Source organism: Limimaricola cinnabarinus LL-001 (assembly GCF_000466965.1).
Lineage (GTDB): Bacteria > Pseudomonadota > Alphaproteobacteria > Rhodobacterales > Rhodobacteraceae > Limimaricola > Limimaricola cinnabarinus.
Genome location: NZ_BATB01000039.1, coordinates 17,156 through 36,424 on the forward strand (window position 1 = coordinate 17,156; position 19,269 = coordinate 36,424).

Below are 19,269 nucleotides of genomic sequence, written 5' to 3' on the forward strand. Positions count from 1 at the left end.
CAATGCGGATCAGAATGACGGGCGGGCTGCTCGGGATGGCGCTCCTGGCAGGCTGCGGCGGTGCCGCGGATCTTAGCGGCGCTCTGCAAACGGCGGTCGCGCCGCTGGTGGGTACGCAGCAGGCTGCCACCCCGGCGGCAGGCGCCCCGGCAGGCGCGGTCGATCCTGAGACGCTGAGACGGGTCGATCTCAACACGCTGGGCCTGACCGGTACGGCGCAGCGGCTGGTCGACAACGGCGCTTCGGCGACTTTCGCAGGTCCGGGCGGTCTCACCTACACGATGCGCGACGGGATGCTGGTCTCGACCCGAGGTCTCGGCCACGACCTGATGGCCGCGGAGACGCGCCAGAGCCGGGCGGCGCTGCGCGCCGGTGGCGGGCAGGCCTTGCGAGTGCACGAGACGCTTGATGGTTTGGATCGAATCGAACGGGCCGAGTTCGACTGCACCGTGACCCCGAAGGGAGTCGAGTCCGTCGTTCTGGGGCAGCGCCGGATCACGGCCCGCCGGTTCGACGAGTCCTGCAAGGGTGCGGCACTGATCTTCGACAATTATTACTGGCTCGACGATGCCGGAGAGGTCGTTTCGTCGCGTCAGTTCGTCAGTCAGACTGTTGCATATTTGCGCAGCAGCGACCTTTAGTTTGGTTTTTGGGAGGGTGAGAACTGGTCATCCAGCTTGTGTGATACACCTATCTTGGCTATAGCGACCTAACGCTTTGTTATCAACTGGAGTAGAGACATGCGCCTCACCAAGACCCTCGTCGCCGCCGCCGTCGCTGGCACCCTGACCGCCTCTTCGGCTTTCGCCGGTGGCTTGGCCGTCGAAATCGTTGAGCCCCCGGTTGTCGTGGTCGAGCCCGAAGCCCCCGCCGCTCGCGGCTCGCTGTCCGGCCCCCTCGGCTACCTGCTGCCGCTGGCCGCCGTTGCTGGTCTGGTCGCTCTGGCCGCTTCGGACGACTCCTGATTTCAGGATCATCCGGCTTTCGGGCCGGATGAGCGGAACGGCGGACCTTCGGGTCCGCTGTTTTGCGTTTGAAGGCAAGGATTTGGCAAGGGTGCGCCGAGCGTCGCCGCTGCGGTGGTGCGCGGGAAAAGCCGCCGGCCAAGCCTCTCAGCGGCGCGCCATCATCGCCAGCCGGATCAGGGCCCGCTCGACCAAAGCCTGCGCCGGGGCGCGGCTGGCCGAGCGCAGTTGCAGGTCGGTCTCGATCAGAAGCGCCAGCGCCCGCTCCAGTCGCGCGGCACCCCAGCCCGAGGCCTGGCGCAGCATCGCATCTCGGCGCGGTCCCCAGACCGGCGGGCGCAGCCGGCCGATGCCCTGTCCCGGCCCGGCGGGATCGCTCGCCACGCTGTGCAGTTGCCGAAAGTGGCGGAGCGCCATGATGCACAATGACACCGGCGTGGTGCCTTGCGCATAGAGACGGCGCAGCAACGCCGCGATCTGCGGCGCGCGCCCCTCCGCCACCACCGCAAGCAGCGCGTCGGTTTCGGCCTCGGTCGAGCGTGGGGCTACGGCAGTGATGTCGGCCGCCGTGGTGGGGCTGGCGTCGCCATGCTTGTAGAGGCCGAGCTTTTCCATCGTCATGCGGAACGTCCCTGGATCGAGGGCGCGCGACAGATCCTGCAGCAGCGCGCGACCGTCGACGTCGGGATCGGGCACGCCCGAGGCGGCCAGCATCGCCGCGATTTCCTCGGGGCCCGGCGGATCGTCATAGATGCCGATGCTGACCACCCGAGGATGCGCCTCGAACAGCTTGCGCAGCGCCGAGCGGGCGGGAAGCTGCCCGGCCGTGGCGAGGATCTGCGCGTCGCCGGGGGCCCAGTCCTTGAGGGCCGCGTCGAACAGCGGCGCGAGCCCGTCGGTCGCGCCCTCGACGAAGACCACGCGCGGGCCCGGAAAGAAGCCCTGCGCCTTGACCGCATCGATCAGCAGCGCGGCCTCGCGGCGCAGATCGGCGGCGGGCAGGCGGCTCAGCCGCATCTCGGCCTCGGCCTCGCGACCGGCGAGGCCCGTGATCACTTCGGCGCGGCGCTGCGCCACGCGCATCGCGTCCTCGCCCCAGATCAGCGCCGCCGCCACCTTGGGGTCGGGCTTGGCGAAGAAGGCCGCCGAATCGCGCGCCGAAAGTTTCATTCCGGCGCGGGCACGGCCAGAAGCCGCGTCGTGATCTGGACGGTCAGCAATCTGGCCAGACGCTCGCGTGCGTCTCGCTCGGCGGCCTCCGAGGCGACGGTGCCGAGCGTGGCGGAGTATCCCGCGAAATCCTCGACCGTGCCGCGCGCCAGCGCCGGGTCGTCATCCAGAGGCCGCAGCTCGTATTCAGCGCGGCCCAGAAGCCGGTAGCGCAGCACCGCGCCCTCGGCGCTGACCGCCGCCTGTTCGACCTCTTCGGAGGTCTCCAGCGTCAGCACGTAGCGCGGGGCCTCGGCCGGGCCGAGCCGGTCGAGCAGCCGCGCGCGGAGCAGGTAGCCCAGAAAGGTGGCCGGGGCCTCGACCCGTACCTTGCCATGCAGCCGCGCCGCATCGCCGCCCGGCCCGAAGGCGGGGGTGAACCCGCAGCCGCCGAGCGCCAGCGCGCCCAAGAGCCAGCGGCGGCGCGAAGGGTCAGACGACCACATTGACGATCCGGCCCGGCACCACGATGAGCTTTTTCGGGGCGCTCCGCCGAGTGCCTTCGACACCGCCTCGTCGCCCAGCACCAGTGCCTCGATCTCGTCCTTGGGCATCGCCTTGGGCACGGTGATCTCGGAGCGGCGCTTGCCGTTGATCTGGATCGGCAGGGTCACGCTGTCCTCGACGAGGAACCGCTCCTCGGCCACCGGCCAAGGCGCGGAGGCGACGAAGCCCTCACCGCCTAGACGCGTCCAGATCTCCTCGGCGAGATGCGGCGTCATCGGCGACATCAGCTGCGCGAGGGTGCGGGCGGCCACACGGCGCGTCCCGGCCGAAGCGGACGATTTCGACAGCACCGAGGTGAAGGCATAGAGCTTGGCGATCGCGGCGTTGAAGCCGAAGCTCTCGAGCCCGAGCGTCACGTCGCGGATCGTGCGGTGCAGTTGCCGCAGCAAATCCTCGTCGGCGTCCGTGTCGCCGTCCGTGGCCTCAGCGACTTCGTCTGCGATGCGCCAGACCCGGGCGAGGTGCTTGTGCGCGGCCTCGGCGCCCGAGGCGGTCCACTCCACGTCGCGCTCGGGCGGGCTGTCGGACAGCACGAACCAGCGCGCGGTGTCGGCACCGTACTGCGCGAGGATCGCGTCGGGATCGACCACGTTCTTCTTCGACTTCGACATCTTGGCCGAGGGGATGATCTCGACCTTTTCGCCGCTGTCTTTCAGCGCACCGTTCTCGACGCTCTCGGGCAGGTGATAGACCGGCCGACCATTGGCGTTGCGAGTCTGGTAGATCTCGTGCGTGACCATGCCTTGGGTGAAGAGCGCGTTGAACGGCTCGATCGCCTTCTCGGGCAGGTGGCCGGTCGCGTGCATCGCGCGCGCGAAGAAGCGCGAGTACAGGAGATGCAGGATCGCGTGCTCGATGCCGCCGATATACTGATCGACGTTCATCCAGTACTCGGCCTCGGCCATGTCGGTCGGCGTTTCGGCGCGGGGCGAGGTGAAGCGCGCGAAGTACCACGACGAATCGACGAAGGTGTCCATCGTGTCGGTTTCGCGGCGTGCCGCCTTGCCACAGCGCGGGCAGGGGGCATCGCGCCATGTCGGGTGCCGGTCGAGCGGGTTGCCCGGCACGTCGAAACTCACGTCGTCGGGCAGGCGGACCGGCAGGTTCTCCTTCTTCTCGGGCACCGCACCGCAATCGGCGCAATGCACGATCGGGATCGGCGTGCCCCAGTAGCGCTGGCGCGACAGGCCCCAGTCGCGCAGCCGGAAGCGGGTGACGCCGCGCCCGACGCCGTGCTCCTCGCAAAAAGCGATGGCGGCGTCGATCGCGGTCTCGCCGCTCTGCTCGGTCTCGCCGGCAAAGCCGCGGATGTAGATGACAGGCTCGGATTTCGGTGGCACGTAAGCCGGGCCGCCATCCTCGGCCAGCGCCTGCCCGTCATCCTTGGCGGGGGCGAAGGTCGAGATCACCGGCAGGTCGTATTTGCGCGCGAAGTCGAGGTCGCGCTGGTCATGGCCCGGGCAACCGAAGATCGCGCCGGTGCCGTAATCCATCAGCACGAAGTTGGCGATCCACACGGGAAGCGCGCGGCCCTCGTCGAAGGGATGCCGCACGGTGAGGCCGGTGTCGAAGCCCAGCTTCTCGCCGGTCTCCAGCGCCTCCTCGGTGGTCCCACCCCTGCGCGCCTCGGCGCAGAAGGCGGCGACGTCCTCGCGCTCGGCTTCCAGCGCGCGGGCCAGCGGATGATCGGGCGAGATGCCGACGAAGCTCGCGCCCAAGAGTGTGTCGGGACGGGTTGTGTAAACCTCGATCCGGTCATGGCCATGCGTGGTCTCGGTGAGGCCGAAGGCCATCTCGAGGCCCCGCGAGCGGCCGATCCAGTTGGCCTGCATCAGCTTGACCTTGGCGGGCCAGTCGTCGAGCCCGTCGAGCGCCGAGAGCAGCTCGTCGCTGTATTCGGAGATCTTGAAGAACCACTGGGTCAGCTCGCGCCGCTCCACGTCGGCACCGGAACGCCAGCCCTTGCCGTCGATCACCTGCTCGTTGGCGAGCACGGTCATGTCCACGGGGTCCCAGTTCACGACCGCGTTCTTGCGGTAGACGAGGCCCTTTTCGAGCATGTCGATGAACAGCGCCTGCTGCTGGCCGTAATATTCCGGGTCGCAGGTGGCGAATTCACGGCTCCAGTCGATCGACAGGCCAAGCGGCTTCATTTGCGCGCGCATGTCGGCGATGTTGTTGTAGGTCCATTCCTTGGGATGGCCTCCGCTCGCCATGGCGGCGTTCTCGGCGGGCATGCCAAAGGCGTCCCAGCCCATCGGATGCAGCACGTTGTGCCCGTCGCCACCTTGTGACGCGCGATGACGTCGCCCATCGTGTAGTTGCGCACGTGGCCCATGTGGATCCGCCCCGAGGGGTAGGGGAACATCTCGAGCACGTAGTATTTGGGCTTGTCGGCGCTGCGCCGCGCGGTGAAGAGGCCGGCCTCGTCCCAGGCGGCCTGCCATTTGGCTTCGATCTCGGCGGCGGTGTAGCGCGACATGGTATGGTCCCTCGGATAGTCTGGCTGGGCTCGGCTGGGGCGTTTCGGCCCGCTGGCGGTGATACTGCACATCGCTCCGCTGTGCCACTCCCACGCACATGAATGCGTGGTCCCAAAAGCGAAGGGCGGCCCCGAAGGACCGCCCTTGCCTGATGTCGTGATCCGGTCGGATCAGAATTCGAAGGAGACCTCGACGGTCGTGCCTTCCTGGAACTCGGGATCGCCGATCTCGTCTTCGGAGTCCCGGTCGTCGTCCTCGCCGTAGGAGACGAGGAGCTGTGCGCCTTCGGCCAGGGCGTAGGTGCCGGCGACGTAGTAGTCGTCACCCGCATCGGACACGCCGGCGAAGAAGTTCAGGCCCATGCCGAAGTCGTAGCCGGCATCGATCGCCCAGTCATCGTCGCCGCCGACTTCTTCATAGGCGGTGGTGACGGTGAGCGCGCCCGAGACATAGTCCACGGCGACGCCGTAGCCGTCATCCTGATCCGATTCGGAGACGTAGAAGGCGCCAAGGGTGACGGGGCCGATCGGGTAGACGGCTTCGATGCCAGTCGAGCTCTCAGAGTCGCCATTCTCGTCTTCTTCACGGGCATAGGCCACGTCGATGTCAGCACCGGCGAATGCCGCGCCGAACGAGATGCCGAAGATCTGGTTGGGGTTGAAGTCGTCGCCGCCGAAGCCGTAGTCGCGCTCTTCTTCTTGGTAGGCCGCGCTCATCTGGAACGCGCCAAGGGTGCCAGCCACGCCGACCGAGTACTGGTCGAGGGTGTCGCCGGTGCCTTCGAGGCCACCTTCCTCGTCGCCATCGAAGCTGTCGTCCACGAGGGCCGACACCGAGACGTCCAAGCCATAGGCCATGAAGTCACCGCGCAGCACGGTCTCGCCGTCGGTCTCGGAGAAGCCGTCATTGGCCATTTCCGAAACGCCGTCCCAGCGCAGGTTGGCGGCCTGATCGGTGTCGCCGAAGTAGAGGCCGGCGGTCTCGGAGGTCAGCGACAGCACGAAGCCTTCGGCGAAGATGTCGCCTTCAAGCTCATTGTCGACGACGTCGGAGGTGACGGTCGCGGCGGCGACGAGGCCGTTGTCGAGCTCTTGGCTCAGCGTGATGCCGAGCTCGGCGTCCCAGTAGAAGCCGGCGTCATCATCGCCAACGGTGAGATTGCCGGCGGCATCTTCATCACCATCGAGAGCTTCGGTGTCGTTGTAGCCCAGAGCGGCTTCACCCGAGAAGGTGATTTCAGCGGCGGCGGCGCCGGCAAAGGCCACGATCGAGGCCGAGGCGAGCAGGATGCGTTTCATGATTTTCCCTCGTATTTGCATTCCCGAGAATGCCAGTCGAGCCAGCATTGAGGTTTTCATTGCGCACCGCCCCCTTCACACTCAAGGAGTTTGGCCCCCCCGCTCAGCCCTGCCCAATAATTGATGCAACGGGGTCACACACTTGTCAGATGGAAAACCGGAACCAATCAGGAGATACGCATGTCGCTCGACCGGATCAGGAGCAGCATCGACAGCGCGGCCAGCGCGGCCGGTCGCGACCCCGGCGAGGTCACCCTCGTCGCCGTCTCCAAGATGCAGCCCGAAGACCGGGTGCTGCCGGTGCTCGAGGCCGGCCACAGGGTATTTGGCGAGAACAGGGTGCAGGAGGCGCAGACCCGCTGGGGCAGTCTCGCGCCGCGATTCCCCGGGGTCGAGCTGCATGTGATCGGTCCCTTGCAGACCAACAAGGCGCGCGCCGCGGTGGAGATCGCCCATGCGATCCATTCGCTCGACCGGCCCCGGCTGGCCGAGACGCTGGCGCGGCTGGCACAGGAGCGGGGCGCCTGTCCGGAGCTCTACGTGCAGGTCAACACCGGCGCGGAGTCGCAGAAGGCGGGGGTGTTGCCCGATGAGGCAGATCGATTCGTGGCGCGCTGCCATGAGCTGGACCTGCCGGTGGTGGGGCTGATGTGCATTCCGCCCGCCGAGGAGGAGCCGGGGCTGCATTTCGACATGCTGCGCGAGATGGCGGCGCGCAATGGTCTTGCGGGTCTGTCGATGGGAATGAGCGGCGATTTCGAGGCCGCCATCGCGCGCGGCGCCACCCATGTGCGGGTGGGCTCGGCGATCTTCGGCGCACGGGACTGAGGCAGGCGCCGGGTCTCAGGCGGGCAAGGCGAGGGCCGTGCGCCGCTCGCGGATCGGCAGGTGCACGATCGCCGACAGCGCGCCGACGCCAACGCCGACCCACCACACCGCTTCATAGCTGCCATAGCGTCGTACATCCGGCCCCCGAGCCAGACCCCCATGAAGCTGCCGAGTTGGTGGGAGAAGAACACGATGCCATAGAGCGTGCCCATGTAGCGAAGCCCGTAGAGATGCGCGACGAGGCCTGAGGTGAGCGGCACCGTGGCGAGCCACAGGCTGCCCATCACGCCCGAGAAGATCAGCACGGTTGCGGGCGTCATGGGCGTCAGGATGAACCACGCCGCCGCCAGCGTCCGGCCCGTGTAGATCCCCGCCAGCAGGTATTTGCGGCTGAAGCGCTTGCCCGCCCAGCCCGCCGCGAGGTGCCTGCGATGTTGGCCAGACCGATGATCGAGATCGCCACCGCGCCGAGGCCCGACGTGGTGGTGATGCCCATCCCCGCCAGAACGCCCCCTGCCGCGATCGGCGCGCACATCTCGGTCACGAAGGCAGGAAAATGCGCGGTGATGAAGGCAAGCTGGTAGCCGCAGGAGAAAAAGCCGAGGAAGATCAGCGTATAGGAAGGGTCGCGTATGGCTCGGCCCAGAACGCGTCCCATGCTGTCCTGCCACTCCGCCGTCGAGGCGGGCGCGGGCGAGCGCATCATCGGCAGCACGAGCAGGGTGGCGAGAATCAGCCCCGCGAAGACGATGAACACCGACTGCCACGTCATGTAGCCCAAGAGGATCTCGGCCATCGGTGCGCCAAAGACCTGACCGGCCGATCCCGCCGCCGTCGCCACCGCCAGCGCCATGGAGCGGTTCTCATCGGACGCCGCCCGGCCAACCACGGCGAGAATCACCCCGAAGCCCGTGCCAGCAATGCCGAATCCCACGAGGATTTCGAGCATCTGGTGCTGCAGCGGGCTCGTCGCCCCCGCCGACAGCACCAGCCCCGCCGCATAGGCCAAAGCGCCCAGCACGATTGCCTTGCGGTCGCCGACCTTCTCGGCCATCGCCGCGAAGAGCGGCTGGCCAAAGCCCCAGGCGAGGTTCTGGATCGCGATGGCGAGCGAGAATTCCGCACGCGGCCAGCCGAATTCCTCGGCCACCGGGATCTGAAACACGCCGAAGCTCGCGCGGATGGCGAAACCCACCATCACGATGAGGCATCCGGCGACGAGAACGGGAGTGATGAGCGGCTGGCGTGTCATGCGCGATCTAGGCTGCGATCCCGCGGTGCTGTCAATCCATGCCATGCGCATGTAGCGGCCTTTGGATCGAGTATTTGAAGAGTGGGATGGCCCCGTTTCAAGGAGCAGGCGCCGTGTCCCACAGGTAGAGGAGATCCGTGATCAGCGCATCGCCGATCCGTTCGGGGCGGCGCTCGGCCAGCCGCGCGCCCGTGGCCTCGTAGAATCGGCAGGCGCGGTCGTTTCCCTCGAGCACCATCGCAGAAAGCGGGCCGGGGGCGGGACCGAAGGCCGCGGCAAAGAGCGCGCGGCCAAGCCCGGCTCCTTGCGCCGTACGCAAGAGGTAGAGCGCGTAGAGCTCTTCCTCGACACCGCGCGCCGCCAGCGCGGCCTCGCGTTGCGGGCCGATCTGCGCGAAACCCGCGCCCGGCGCGATCATGATCCGGCTCGTGCCCTTGGCGATCTGCTGCTCCCATTGGCGCAGCCGCAGGTCGCGGTCGTAGCGGGCGATCTCCTGGGCGGGCAGGAGGCCGGGATAGGTCTCGGCCCAGCAGGTCACGTGCAATGTGGCGAGGTCGGCCACGTCATCGGGCCCGGCTTGGCGGATCTTCAGGGGGCCGATGCTGCCGCGCCGGACCCGGCTTTGCAATGTGCCGAGCGGCGGCTATGTCGCTCGGCATGAGCATACAGGACGCCTACCGAGCCCGTGTCGAAAGCGGTGCGCTGAAACCCGATCCGGCGCAGGAGGCGGCCCTGCCGGCGCTCGACCGCGTCGCGCGCGAACTCGCGCGGCAGCCCGAGCCGCAGCGTGGCGGCTGGTTCCGCAAGCCGAAAGCGCCCGAGCCGGTGAGGGGCCTCTACCTATGGGGTGGCGTGGGGCGCGGCAAGTCGATGCTGATGGACCTGCTCTTTGATGAGATCGACCTGCCCAAGGCGCGCTGGCACTTCCACGCCTTCATGCAGCGGGTCCATGCCGACATGAACAAGGCCCGTGCCCGAGGTGTCGACGACGCCATTGCGCCGGTGGCCGAGGGGCTGGCAGGTGAGCTGCGTTTCCTCGCCTTCGACGAGATGCAGATCACCGACATCACTGATGCGATGATCGTCGGCCGCCTGTTCGAGAAGCTGTTCGAGCAGGGTGTGACCATCGTCACCACCTCGAACCGGGTGCCGGACGACCTCTACAAGAACGGGCTGAACCGGCAGCTTTTCCTGCCCTTCATCGAAAAGCTGAAGGCACGGATGGAGGTGTTGGAACTTGCCAGCCCCACCGATCACCGGCAAGGGCGCCTCAAGGGATCGGAGAGCTGGATCATGCCGGGTGATTCGACCGCGCGCGCCAAGCTCGACGCGATCTGGGAGGATCTCGCGGGCGCGCCGGGCGGCGAGCCTCTGGTGCTGCGCGTCTCGGGGCGCGACGTGACAGTGCCGCAATATCGCAACGGCATCGCGAGGGCGGGGTTTCACGAGCTGTGCGGCAAACCTCTCGGCGCGGCCGACTACCTCGCGCTGGCCGAAGCGGTGAAGATCCTGATGATTGACGGCATCCCCCGCCTGTCGCGGTCGAACTTCAACGAGGCGAAGCGCTTCGTGACCCTCGTTGATGCGCTCTATGAGGCCAAGACCCGTCTGGTGGCCTCGGCCGCTGCGGCACCGGCCTTTCTTTATGTCGAGGGCGAGGGCAGCTTCGAGTTCGAGCGCACCGCGAGCCGCCTTGAGGAAATGCAGGCCGAAGGCTGGGGACGCAGCTAGGGCGGATGACCGGAAAAATTGAAGGAGGCCGCTTCCCTTGGCCTCCTTCCATACTGTCCAGATTGGCCATGCGACACTCTGATCTTGGTGTCGGGAGCCTCTTTGGTTCGTTCCCCTGCGAACCAGATGCCCATCCTTGGATGAACAGGTCAACCTCAGGGGGAAATTCCGTAACGTCCTGAACGCAGGGCGAGATTTTGGCGCTGTTGTGTCATTTCAAGGTGCCGAAGCGCGGAGGCGACCGATCATGGGGATAGCCCGCTGAAGACGCGACGTCTTTCAGCTTGGGGTTTGCACGAATTCGGGCAGGTTGCCCGAAAGCTGTAAATTCTTGAGGCAGTCGGGCTTGACAGGTGTGGGTCCGGCGAAAAGCGGCGTTTCCCAAGGAATTGTCGATTCAGTGACGAATCGTCCGTCGACGCAGACGTCCTGCCCGCCACTGCCCGCATTGAAGCCGAAACCCGGCGTGCCGCAATCCGCAACGCCGCCATCCGCGTTCCATGCCTGAAACACACCGATGCCGGGCATGACGAAACGCCGCTCCACCGGATCGAACTCGAGCCGCCAGCTCGTATCCGGGGTGAGCGCCGCGAGGCTCCAGCCGCCCACGCGCGCGCCCTCGTGCCAGCCGGTGATCTCGAAGCGGGTGACATCCTCTTCGGTGACGCGGGGCGCGCTCAGCAGGGCGTCGGGAAAGGCCATCAGGCCGGTCATCGTGTAGCCCGCGCCACCGCGCCAACAAAAATGCAGCTCAACAGCCTGTGCGGGCAGGGCAAGCACGGCGGCCAAAGCCGCGAGCGGCACCGGCCCGACCCTCATCCGTTGTCGCGCAGCGCGTGGCCCGCGAGGTAAAGCGAGCCGCAAATCAGGATGCGGGCGGAGGGGACGCGCGCGGTGATGGCGCGGATTGCCTGCGCCACGCTTTCCGCCTTGGTCGTCTCGGCAAAGCCTGCCGCGCGGGCCGCCCGCGCGGTGTCGGCGGCGGGGACGGTGTTGGCCTCGCCGGGAATCGACACGGCGTGCAGCCCCTGCGCCACGCCCGCGAGCGGGCGCAGATAGCCCACGATGTCCTTGGTGTTGAGCATGCCGCAGATCAGATGGGTGGGCCGTTGGGGCAGGGCGCCCAAGGTCTGCGCCAGAACGCTGCCTGCTGCCGGGTTGTGGCCGCCATCGAGCCAAAGTTCGGCCTCGCCTGCAAGATCCACCAAGGGGCCACGCGACAACCGCTGCATCCGCGCGGGCCAATTGGCGCGGGTTGCGGCCTCGGCTGCGGCCTCGTTCCGGCCCAGCGCGCGCAAGCTTGCGATGGCGGTGCCCGCATTGACGATTTGATGCGGCCCGCGCAGACGCGGCAGCGGCAGGTCGAGCAAGCCCCGCTCATCCTGATAGACGAGGTGGTCGCGCTCGGTGGTGACGTGCCAGTGCTGGCCATGCACCATCAACGGCACACCGAGCCGGGCGGCGCGGGCCTCGATCACCTCGAGCGCCGCCTCGTGCTGGGGCGCCACCACGCAAGGGACGCCGCGCTTGAGAATGCCCGCCTTTTCGCCTGCGATCTCCTCGATCGTCTCGCCCAGATACTGCTGGTGGTCGAGATCGACCGGCGTGATGACAGTGAGCGCCGGGCGTTCGACCACGTTGGTCGCGTCCAGCCTGCCGCCGAGCCCGGTTTCAAGCAGCGTCCATTCGGCGGGCGTTTCGGCGAAGGCCAGAAGCGCTGCCGCCGTGGTGATCTCGAAATAGGTGATCGGATCGGGGCCGTTCGCCGCATGGGTGCGGTCGAGCAACGCGGTCAGGGCGTCTTCGGAGATCAGCTCGCCCGCGAGGCGGATGCGTTCGTGAAACCGCGCCAGATGCGGTGAGGTATAGGCATGGACCCGGTCGCCTGACGCTTCGAGGCCGGCGCGGATCATAGCCTGGGTCGAGCCCTTGCCGTTGGTCCCCGCGAGGTGGATCACCGGCGGCAGCCCCCGCTCGGGGTGATCCAGTGCCGCCAGAAGTCGCCACACCCGGTCGAGCGTCAGGTCGATGACCTTGGGATGCAGCGTCATCATCCGCCCGAGAATCGCGTCGGAGCCGGGTGCCTCGGTCATTTCTTCGGCGGCCCCGCCTTTGACGCGGCGGGGGCGGGTGTGGCCGCAGGGGTCTGGGACGATCCGGCCTTCGCGGCTTCGGCCTCCTTGGCCGCCGCCGGTTCCGGAGTCGCCGGAGCGGGCAGGTCGGCCATCACTGCCTGCGGCAGGCCCATCAGCATCCGGGTGATGGCGATCAACTCGTCGCGCATGCGCCCGCGCGGCGTCACCCGGTCGAGCATCCCGTGATCAAGAAGGTATTCCGCGCGCTGGAACCCCTCGGGGAGCTTTTCGCGGATCGTCTGCTCGATCACGCGCGGCCCCGCGAAACAGATCAGCGCGTTCGGCTCGGCGATCTGCACGTCGCCCAGCATCGCGTAGGAGGCGGTGACGCCGCCGGTGGTCGGATGCGTCAGCACCACGATATAAGGCAGCCCCGCCTCGCGCAGCATCTCGACCGCGACGGTGGTGCGCGGCATCTGCATAAGGCTGAGAATTCCCTCCTGCATCCGCGCGCCACCGGCGGCGGAGAACAGCACCAGCGGGCATTTCAGCTTCACCGCCCGTTCGGCCGCCGCGATGATCGCGTTGCCGACATACATGCCCATGGAGCCCGCCATGAACGAGAAATCCTGACCGGCGGCGACGATCTTCGTGCGTCCGATCTCGCCCTCGGCCACCAGCATCGCCTCCTTTTCGGAGGTCTTGCGGCGGGCTTCCTTGATCCGGTCCACGTATTTCTTCTGGTCGCGGAAGTTGAGCGGATCGGTGATCGGCTCGGGCACCTTCACCTCCGCGAACACGCCGCCGTCGAACAGCGCCTTGAACCGGTCGCGCGGGGTGATCGCCATGTGGTGATCGCAGTTGGTGCAGACGTTGAGATTGTCCGCCAGCTCGCGGTGGAACAGCATCGTCCCGCATTCGTCGCACTTGGTCCACAGGTTCTCGGGCACCTCGCGGCGCGAGAAGATCGAGTTGATCCGCGGACGGACGTAGTTGGAAATCCAGTTCATCTTGCTGCTCCGGGCGCGCGTCGGGTCGATGGGGGAGATACGCCTCGTGCGCGGGGATTGCAATTCTGGCGGTGCTTCGGAGGCCTTGGGTGAGGCCGAGGCCGGGAGCATGGCCCGTGGCCGCGCGGGTGGGACATGGCGCGAGGAACCTTGGGTATTGCGCGAAATGTCCCGAAGCGCGGCCCGAAGGGGGCGATCCTTGCGCGGATGAGGGCGGCGGGGTCGAAATCCGTGCGATTGACCAATTCGGGGGCACCATCGCGCCTTGCCGCCGCGGCGGCCCCTGTCTATCCCTGACCGCAGCCAATTCCGGGAAGGACAGCCCCATGCAGAACGCCCGTTTCGACAAGACGAAACTGCCCAGCCGCCATGTCACCGAAGGGCCCGAGCGCGCGCCGCACCGGAGCTACTTCTATGCTATGGGCATTTCCGAGGAAGAGATCCACCAGCCCTGGGTTGGTGTCGCCACCTGCTGGAACGAGGCGGCGCCCTGCAACATCGCGCTGAACCGTCAGGCGCAGTCGGTGAAGATGGGCGTGAAGAAAGGCGGCGGCACGCCGCGCGAGTTCACCACCATCACCGTGACCGACGGCATCGCCATGGGCCACGAGGGCATGCGTTCCTCGCTCGCCTCGCGCGACGCCATCGCCGATACGGTCGAGCTGACCATGCGGGGCCATTGCTACGACGCCATCGTCGGCCTCGCGGGCTGCGACAAATCGCTGCCGGGGATGATGATGGCGATGGTGCGGCTCAATGTGCCGTCGGTATTCATCTATGGCGGCTCGATTCTGCCGGGCAAGCTCAATGGCCGCGATGTCGTGGTTCAGGACGTGTTCGAGGCCGTGGGCCAGCACGCCGCCGGAAACATGACCGATGCCGAACTCGACATCCTCGAGCGCGTGGCCTGCCCCTCGGCGGGAGCTTGCGGCGGCCAGTACACCGCCAACACCATGGCCTGCGTCTCCGAAGCGATCGGTCTGGCGCTGCTGAACTCCTCGGGCGCGCCCGCCCCTTACGAGAGCCGCGACCAATATGGCGACTTCTCCGGTCAGGCGGTGATGAACCTGATCGAGAAGAACATCCGCGCCCGCGACATCGTCACGCGCCAGAGCCTCGAGAACGCGGCGCGGGTCGTCGCCTGCACCGGCGGCTCGACCAATGCGGGTCTGCATCTTCCGGCCATCGCACATGAGGCGGGGATCGATTTCGACCTGCTCGACGTCTGCAACATCTTCCTCGACACGCCCTATTTCGTGAACCTGCGTCCGGGCGGTGAATATGTCGCCAAGGACCTGCACGAGGCGGGCGGCGTGCCGGTGGTGATGAAGGAGCTGCGCAAGGCCAAGCTGCTGCACGAGGATTGCATCACCGCGTCGGGCAAGTCGCTCGGCGAGGAGCTGGACCTGATCGAGCGTGAGGCCGATGGCCGCGTGATCCACACCGTCGCCAGCCCGATCACCAAGACCGGCGGCGTCGTCGGTCTCAAGGGCAACCTCGCGCCCGACGGTGCGATCGTGAAGGTCGCGGGCATGAAGACCGAGGAGCAGGTCTTCACCGGTCCCGCCCGCGTCTTCGAATGCGAGGAAGAGGCCTTCGAGGCGGTGCGCCGCCGCGACTACGCCGAGGGCGACGTGATCGTCATCCGCAACGAGGGTCCAGCAGGCGGCCCCGGCATGCGCGAGATGCTCTCGACCACCGCCGCGCTTTCGGGGCAGGGCATGGGCAAGAAGGTCGCGCTGATCACCGACGGGCGCTTCTCGGGGGCCACGCGCGGCTTCTGCGTCGGCCATGTCGGCCCCGAGGCCGCGCATGGGGGGCCGATCGCGCTGCTCAAGAATGGCGACATGATCACCCTCGACGCGATCAAGGGCGAGATCTCGGTCGATCTCTCGGATGCCGAACTGGCCGAGCGCAAGGGCGCATGGAAAGGGGCGCGGACCAACGACTACACCGCCGGAGCCTTGTGGAAATATGCCCAGCTCGTCGGCTCGGCCCGCAAGGGCGCGGTGACGCATCCCGGCGCTGCCGGCGAGAGCCACGTCTACATGGACCAGTGAGACGCGTCGGCTTCTTGGGGGCGCGGCTCGGCCTGACACGCCTGCGCCGGTCCGCGCCCCAAGAGGCCGGTCGGACGGCCATGCCGTTGCGTATTCCGGGGGCCGACTGGGCTTGGCGCCCCGGCCCCTGGGCCGGGGCCGTGCCGGGGAGCGGATCCCGTCCCGTCGAAAGCGGGGCCGATCTTGGCGATGGGGTGCGGCTGTTTCACGACGCGGCATCCGGCGTGACGATCGAGCGGCCCGGGGCCGGGCCGGAGGGGCTATGGCCGCTGCATCTGTGCACCGAGAGCTTCGATGGTGGTTTCGTCAGCCTCGCCATCGCGCTGCCCGGCCCGGTGCTGGCGGGGCTGCGGCGCAGGCATCTTCTCGGGATCGAGGTCGATCTCGGCGATGCAGGCCCTCCACGCGGCTTTGCCCGGCTCAATCTGCGCCAAGGTCCCAACAGCGAGGCATTGCTGCGCGGCCTGCCTCGGACCGATCCCACAGGAACCGAATTCGACCTGTGGTCCATCAAGACCGATCCGGAGCGGATCGAATCGGGGTGGATCGACCTGATCTTCGAAGCACCGCTGCCCGCACGGATCGAGATCATCGACGTCGTGATCGCGCGCAGACCCCGTGCCGCGTTCTGAAGCCAGGTGACCTCGCGCCGCGCGCGGCGCATGGCTGACGTCGCGTCGAGGATGACGTGCGCGTCAATCATGGTCACTCTCGCGCCACGAGGGAGGCCCAGATGACTGAATATCCGAAACTGCTGTCACCGATCACGCTTGGAGGGCTGACCTTGCCCAACCGGGTGCTCATGGGCTCGATGCACACCGGGCTCGAAGAAACCGGCGATTGGGACCGCGTATCCGCCTTCTACGCCGCGCGCGCCCGCGGCGGCGTCGGGCTGATGGTCACGGGCGGCATGGCGCCGAACCTCGAAGGCGGCGTCTATCCCGGCGCGGCGGGGCTGTTCACCGAAGCCGACATCGCCAACCACGCGCGGGTCACGCAGGCCGTCCATGCCGAGGGCGGGCGCATCGCCATGCAAATCCTGCATGCCGGGCGTATGCCTACTCCAAGCATTGCGTCGCCCCCTCGGCGCTCCGGGCGCCGATCAGCGCGTTCACCCCGACCGCCCTAGATGAGGAGGGCATCGAAAAGCAGATCTCCGACATCGCGACCGCCGCCGTCCGCGCGGCGCAGGCGGGCTATGACGGGGTCGAGGTGATGGGCTCGGAGGGCTATTTCCTCAACCAGTTCCTCGCACCCCGCACCAATTGCCGCGAGGATCGTTGGGGTGGGTCGCTCGAAAACCGGATGCGGCTGCCGGTCGAAGTGGTGGCCCGCGTGCGCGCGGCGTTGGGCCCCGAAAAGCTGCTGATCTACCGCATCTCGCTTCTGGATCTGGTGACCGAGGGGCAGGAGTGGTCCGAGATCGTGGCGCTGGCCCATGCCGTGACCGAGGCCGGGGCCGACGTGCTTAACACAGGAATCGGCTGGCACGAGGCGCGGGTGCCAACCATCGTGACGAGCGTGCCGCGCGCCGCCTTCGCGCATCTGACGGCCAAGCTGCGCCCCGAGGTCTCGGTCCCGGTGATCGCCTCGAACCGGATCAACACGCCGCAGGTGGCCGAGACGATCCTCGCTCAAGGTCAGGCCGACATGGTCTCGATGGCGCGGCCCTTCCTCGCCGATCCCAATTTCGTCGCCACGGCGGCGCGGGGCGAGGCCGCGCGCATCGCACCCTGCATCGCCTGCAACCAGGCCTGTCTCGATCACACCTTCTCGGGCAAGCTGTCGTCCTGCCTCGTCAACCCCCGCGCCTGCCACGAGACCGAACTGGTGCTCGCGCCTGCCTCCGCGCCGCGCCGCATCGCGGTTGTGGGGGCGGGGCCCGCCGGGCTCTCTTCGGCGCTGGCCCTCGCGGAGCGTGGTCATGCCGTGACGCTGTTCGACAAGGCGGACCGTATCGGAGGGCAGCTGCACTACGCCGCCGCGATCCCCGGCAAGGAGGAGTTTCGCGGGTTGATCGACTGGTTCGAGGCCGAGATCGGGGCCCGCACGGTCGATCTGCGTCTCGGCCATGCGCCCGAACCGGATGAGCTGACCGGGTTCGACGAGGTGATTGTCGCCACCGGGGTGCGGCCGCGCGATCCCGGCATTCCGGGGCAGGAGGGCCCTAACGTGATCTCCTATGCCGACCTGCTCTCGGGCCGGGCGCAGGCGGGGCCGCGCGTCGCCGTAGTCGGCGCGGGTGGCATCGGCTTCGATGTGGCCGAGTATCTGGTGACCGGGCACAGCACCACCATCGACCCGCCCGCATGGCGGACCGAATGGGGCGTGAGCGATCCGTCCGTGGCACGTGGCGGTCTCGCGCCCGAGGGGCCCCGTCCCGACCCTGCGATCCGCCGCGTCACGTTGTTGCAGCGCAAGGCCGAGAAGCTGGGCAAACGACTTGGCAAGACCACCGGCTGGGTGCACCGCGCAGGGCTTCAGATGCGCGCCGTGGAGATGCTCGGCGGGGTGAGCTACGAGCGCATCGACGCGCAGGGGCTGCATGTCACGACGCCGGACGGGCCGCGGCTGATCGAGGCCGACACCATCGTGCTCTGCGCGGGGCAGGAGAGCGAGCGCGGCCTTGCCGATGCGCTGCTGTCTCGCGGCGTCGCGGCGCATGTGATCGGCGGCGCGGAGGTGGCGGCGGAGCTGGACGCCAAGCGGGCCATCGACCGGGGCACGCGGCTCGCCGCCACGCTCTAGCTGTTTCCGCCTGCGCATCGGTCCGGGGGTAAACCGCTTTATTGTCAGGGCTTCGACCCAATCATGCCCGAATCCATGGTCACAAGGAGCCGACCGAAACGACAAGCGTGGAGAGCGGCCATGGACAGGCTGACCGAGATGGAGGCCTTTGCCACGGTGGTGGATCAGGGCGGGTTCACCGATGCGGCGCGCAAGATGGGCATCTCCAAATCCGCCGTCTCCAAGCATGTCTCCTCGCTTGAGGCGCGGCTGGGCGCACGGTTATTGAACCGCACCACGCGGCGGGTCTCGCCGACCGAGATCGGGCTGGCCTATTACGACCGGGCGCGGCGTGTCCTGAATGACGCGGGCGAGGCCGACGCGCTCGTCACCTCGATGCAATCGGCCCCCTCGGGCCTGCTCAGGATCTCGGTCGCCACGGATTTCGGCGTGAATCATCTTAGCCCGGTGCTCGGTGATTTTTTGCAGGAATTTCCGGACATCACCGTCAACATGGTGCTCAACAACCGCTTCGTGGAGCTGATCTCCGAAGGCTTCGACATGGCGGTGCGCATCGGTGAGTTGGAGGACAGCACGCTACGTGCGCGCAAGCTCACCGAAACCTCCAAGAAGATGATCGCCTCGCCTGCCTATTTCGAACGCTATGGCCGACCCACGCGGATCGACGATCTCAACGAACACAAGCTGCTGCATTACTCCAACGCTTCGAACGGCGCGGTGTGGAAGCTCACGGCGCGTCGGGCGAGAAGCGGCAGGTGCGCACTGCCGGTTGGCTCACCGTCAATGACGGGCAATCGCTGCTCAACGCCTGCATCGGCGGCCTCGGCATCGCCTACCTGCCGTCTTTCCTCTATGCCGACGCGCTCGAAAAGGGGCTGGTGGAGGAGGCGATCCCGAACCTGCCCGCCGAGACGCAAGGAATCTACGCGGTCTATCCGCCGGGGCGTTTCACCCAGCCCAAGGTCCGCGCCTTCATCGATTTTCTGGTCGAGGCCTTCGCCGAGAAAGGCCCCGACACCTGGTGATCCCCAGAGGCGGTTTCTGCATCCCGCTTCCAACTTGGCGGCCCCGATCGGGGCCGCCTTTTTTCATCCGTGACCAAT

13 protein-coding genes and 4 pseudogenes are annotated in these 19,269 nt (G+C 67.5%); 8 read left to right on the forward strand and 9 right to left on the reverse strand.

Going from position 1 to position 19,269, the window contains the following annotated elements:
• Positions 1-2 precede the first annotated feature (2 nt).
• Both MBELCI_RS19410 and MBELCI_RS12615 read left to right on the forward strand, forming a co-directional pair.
• Positions 3-641 carry a YjbF family lipoprotein gene (locus MBELCI_RS19410; RefSeq protein ID WP_021694618.1) on the forward strand — a complete coding sequence of 213 codons (639 nt, stop codon included), beginning with the start codon at positions 3-5 and terminating at the stop codon, positions 639-641.
• A gap of 99 nt (positions 642-740) precedes the next feature.
• Positions 741-965, forward strand: coding sequence for a hypothetical protein (locus MBELCI_RS12615; protein ID WP_021694619.1), 225 nt, complete (start codon positions 741-743; stop codon positions 963-965).
• A 147-nt stretch (positions 966-1,112) separates the two neighbouring features.
• On the opposite strand, the gene holA is transcribed toward MBELCI_RS12615, so the two are convergent.
• From holA to MBELCI_RS12635, 4 genes and pseudogenes are all read right to left on the reverse strand, one after another.
• Entirely contained in the window at positions 1,113-2,135 is a 1,023-nt protein-coding gene (holA, locus tag MBELCI_RS12620; protein WP_021694620.1) for a DNA polymerase III subunit delta, read from the reverse strand.
• On the reverse strand, positions 2,132-2,620 hold the full coding sequence (gene lptE, locus MBELCI_RS22335; RefSeq protein ID WP_045320114.1) for an LPS assembly lipoprotein LptE: 489 nt from the start codon (positions 2,618-2,620) through the stop codon (positions 2,132-2,134). The genes holA and lptE overlap by 4 nt, the downstream gene beginning before the upstream one ends.
• Positions 2,607-5,163 (reverse strand): annotated as a pseudogene (leuS, locus tag MBELCI_RS12630) (leucine--tRNA ligase). The gene lptE and the pseudogene leuS overlap by 14 nt, the downstream one beginning before the upstream one ends.
• A gap of 171 nt (positions 5,164-5,334) precedes the next feature.
• The gene (locus MBELCI_RS12635) at positions 5,335-6,462 is read right to left on the reverse strand and encodes a porin (RefSeq protein ID WP_021694622.1); all 1,128 of its coding nucleotides are present in this window, start codon (positions 6,460-6,462) and stop codon (positions 5,335-5,337) included.
• A gap of 180 nt (positions 6,463-6,642) precedes the next feature.
• Here MBELCI_RS12635 and MBELCI_RS12640 point away from each other — a divergent pair, with 180 nt between their 5' ends.
• Entirely contained in the window at positions 6,643-7,290 is a 648-nt protein-coding gene (locus tag MBELCI_RS12640) for a YggS family pyridoxal phosphate-dependent enzyme (protein WP_021694623.1), read from the forward strand.
• 15 nt (positions 7,291-7,305) lie between these two features.
• Here MBELCI_RS12640 and MBELCI_RS12645 read toward each other — a convergent pair.
• Both MBELCI_RS12645 and MBELCI_RS12650 read right to left on the reverse strand, forming a co-directional pair.
• Positions 7,306-8,542, reverse strand: a pseudogene (locus tag MBELCI_RS12645) (MFS transporter).
• A 97-nt stretch (positions 8,543-8,639) separates the two neighbouring features.
• A complete protein-coding gene (locus tag MBELCI_RS12650; RefSeq protein WP_131505551.1) occupies positions 8,640-9,104 on the reverse strand; it encodes a GNAT family N-acetyltransferase in 465 nt (154 codons plus the stop codon).
• Between the two features lie 95 nt (positions 9,105-9,199).
• Here MBELCI_RS12650 and zapE point away from each other — a divergent pair, with 95 nt between their 5' ends.
• Positions 9,200-10,273, forward strand: coding sequence for a cell division protein ZapE (gene zapE, locus MBELCI_RS12655; protein WP_045320121.1), 1,074 nt, complete (start codon positions 9,200-9,202; stop codon positions 10,271-10,273).
• 279 nt (positions 10,274-10,552) lie between these two features.
• On the opposite strand, the gene MBELCI_RS12660 is transcribed toward zapE, so the two are convergent.
• The 3 genes from MBELCI_RS12660 to accD are packed head-to-tail and all read right to left on the reverse strand — an operon-like array spanning position 10,553 to position 13,358.
• A complete protein-coding gene (locus MBELCI_RS12660; protein ID WP_021694627.1) occupies positions 10,553-11,092 on the reverse strand; it encodes a hypothetical protein in 540 nt (179 codons plus the stop codon).
• Positions 11,089-12,366, reverse strand: coding sequence for a bifunctional folylpolyglutamate synthase/dihydrofolate synthase (locus MBELCI_RS12665; protein WP_021694628.1), 1,278 nt, complete (start codon positions 12,364-12,366; stop codon positions 11,089-11,091). The genes MBELCI_RS12660 and MBELCI_RS12665 overlap by 4 nt, the downstream gene beginning before the upstream one ends.
• A complete protein-coding gene (gene accD / locus MBELCI_RS12670) occupies positions 12,363-13,358 on the reverse strand; it encodes an acetyl-CoA carboxylase, carboxyltransferase subunit beta (protein WP_021694629.1) in 996 nt (331 codons plus the stop codon). Before accD ends, MBELCI_RS12665 begins: the two co-directional genes overlap by 4 nt.
• A 326-nt stretch (positions 13,359-13,684) precedes the next feature.
• Between accD and ilvD the strand changes: the two genes are divergently transcribed.
• The 4 genes and pseudogenes from ilvD to MBELCI_RS12690 all read left to right on the forward strand — a co-directional run bounded on the left by ilvD (position 13,685) and on the right by MBELCI_RS12690 (position 19,191).
• Complete coding sequence (ilvD, locus tag MBELCI_RS12675) at positions 13,685-15,418, forward strand: dihydroxy-acid dehydratase (protein ID WP_021694630.1); 1,734 nt, start codon at positions 13,685-13,687, stop codon at positions 15,416-15,418.
• Positions 15,415-16,050, forward strand: a complete 636-nt coding sequence (locus MBELCI_RS12680) for a DUF6478 family protein (protein WP_131505552.1) — start codon at positions 15,415-15,417, stop codon at positions 16,048-16,050. Before ilvD ends, MBELCI_RS12680 begins: the two co-directional genes overlap by 4 nt.
• 101 nt (positions 16,051-16,151) lie before the next feature.
• Positions 16,152-18,166 (forward strand): annotated as a pseudogene (locus MBELCI_RS22340) (FAD-dependent oxidoreductase).
• 120 nt (positions 18,167-18,286) lie between these two features.
• Positions 18,287-19,191 (forward strand): annotated as a pseudogene (locus MBELCI_RS12690) (LysR family transcriptional regulator).
• Positions 19,192-19,269 lie beyond the last annotated feature (78 nt).

Excerpts from the sequence above, each read along its gene's own strand:
- MBELCI_RS19410 (WP_021694618.1), top strand. The coding sequence starts at position 3 with ATGCGGATCAGAATGACGGGCGGGCTGCTCGGGATGGCGCTCCTGGCA.
- zapE (WP_045320121.1), top strand. The coding sequence starts at position 9,200 with ATGAGCATACAGGACGCCTACCGAGCCCGTGTCGAAAGCGGTGCGCTG.
- holA (WP_021694620.1), bottom strand. The coding sequence starts at position 2,135 with ATGAAACTTTCGGCGCGCGATTCGGCGGCCTTCTTCGCCAAGCCCGAC.
- MBELCI_RS12665 (WP_021694628.1), bottom strand. The coding sequence starts at position 12,366 with ATGACCGAGGCACCCGGCTCCGACGCGATTCTCGGGCGGATGATGACG.
- MBELCI_RS12640 (WP_021694623.1), top strand. The coding sequence starts at position 6,643 with ATGTCGCTCGACCGGATCAGGAGCAGCATCGACAGCGCGGCCAGCGCG.
- MBELCI_RS12660 (WP_021694627.1), bottom strand. The coding sequence starts at position 11,092 with ATGAGGGTCGGGCCGGTGCCGCTCGCGGCTTTGGCCGCCGTGCTTGCC.
- MBELCI_RS12615 (WP_021694619.1), top strand. The coding sequence starts at position 741 with ATGCGCCTCACCAAGACCCTCGTCGCCGCCGCCGTCGCTGGCACCCTG.
- accD (WP_021694629.1), bottom strand. The coding sequence starts at position 13,358 with ATGAACTGGATTTCCAACTACGTCCGTCCGCGGATCAACTCGATCTTC.
- lptE (WP_045320114.1), bottom strand. The coding sequence starts at position 2,620 with ATGTGGTCGTCTGACCCTTCGCGCCGCCGCTGGCTCTTGGGCGCGCTG.
- MBELCI_RS12635 (WP_021694622.1), bottom strand. The coding sequence starts at position 6,462 with ATGAAACGCATCCTGCTCGCCTCGGCCTCGATCGTGGCCTTTGCCGGC.
- ilvD (WP_021694630.1), top strand. The coding sequence starts at position 13,685 with ATGCAGAACGCCCGTTTCGACAAGACGAAACTGCCCAGCCGCCATGTC.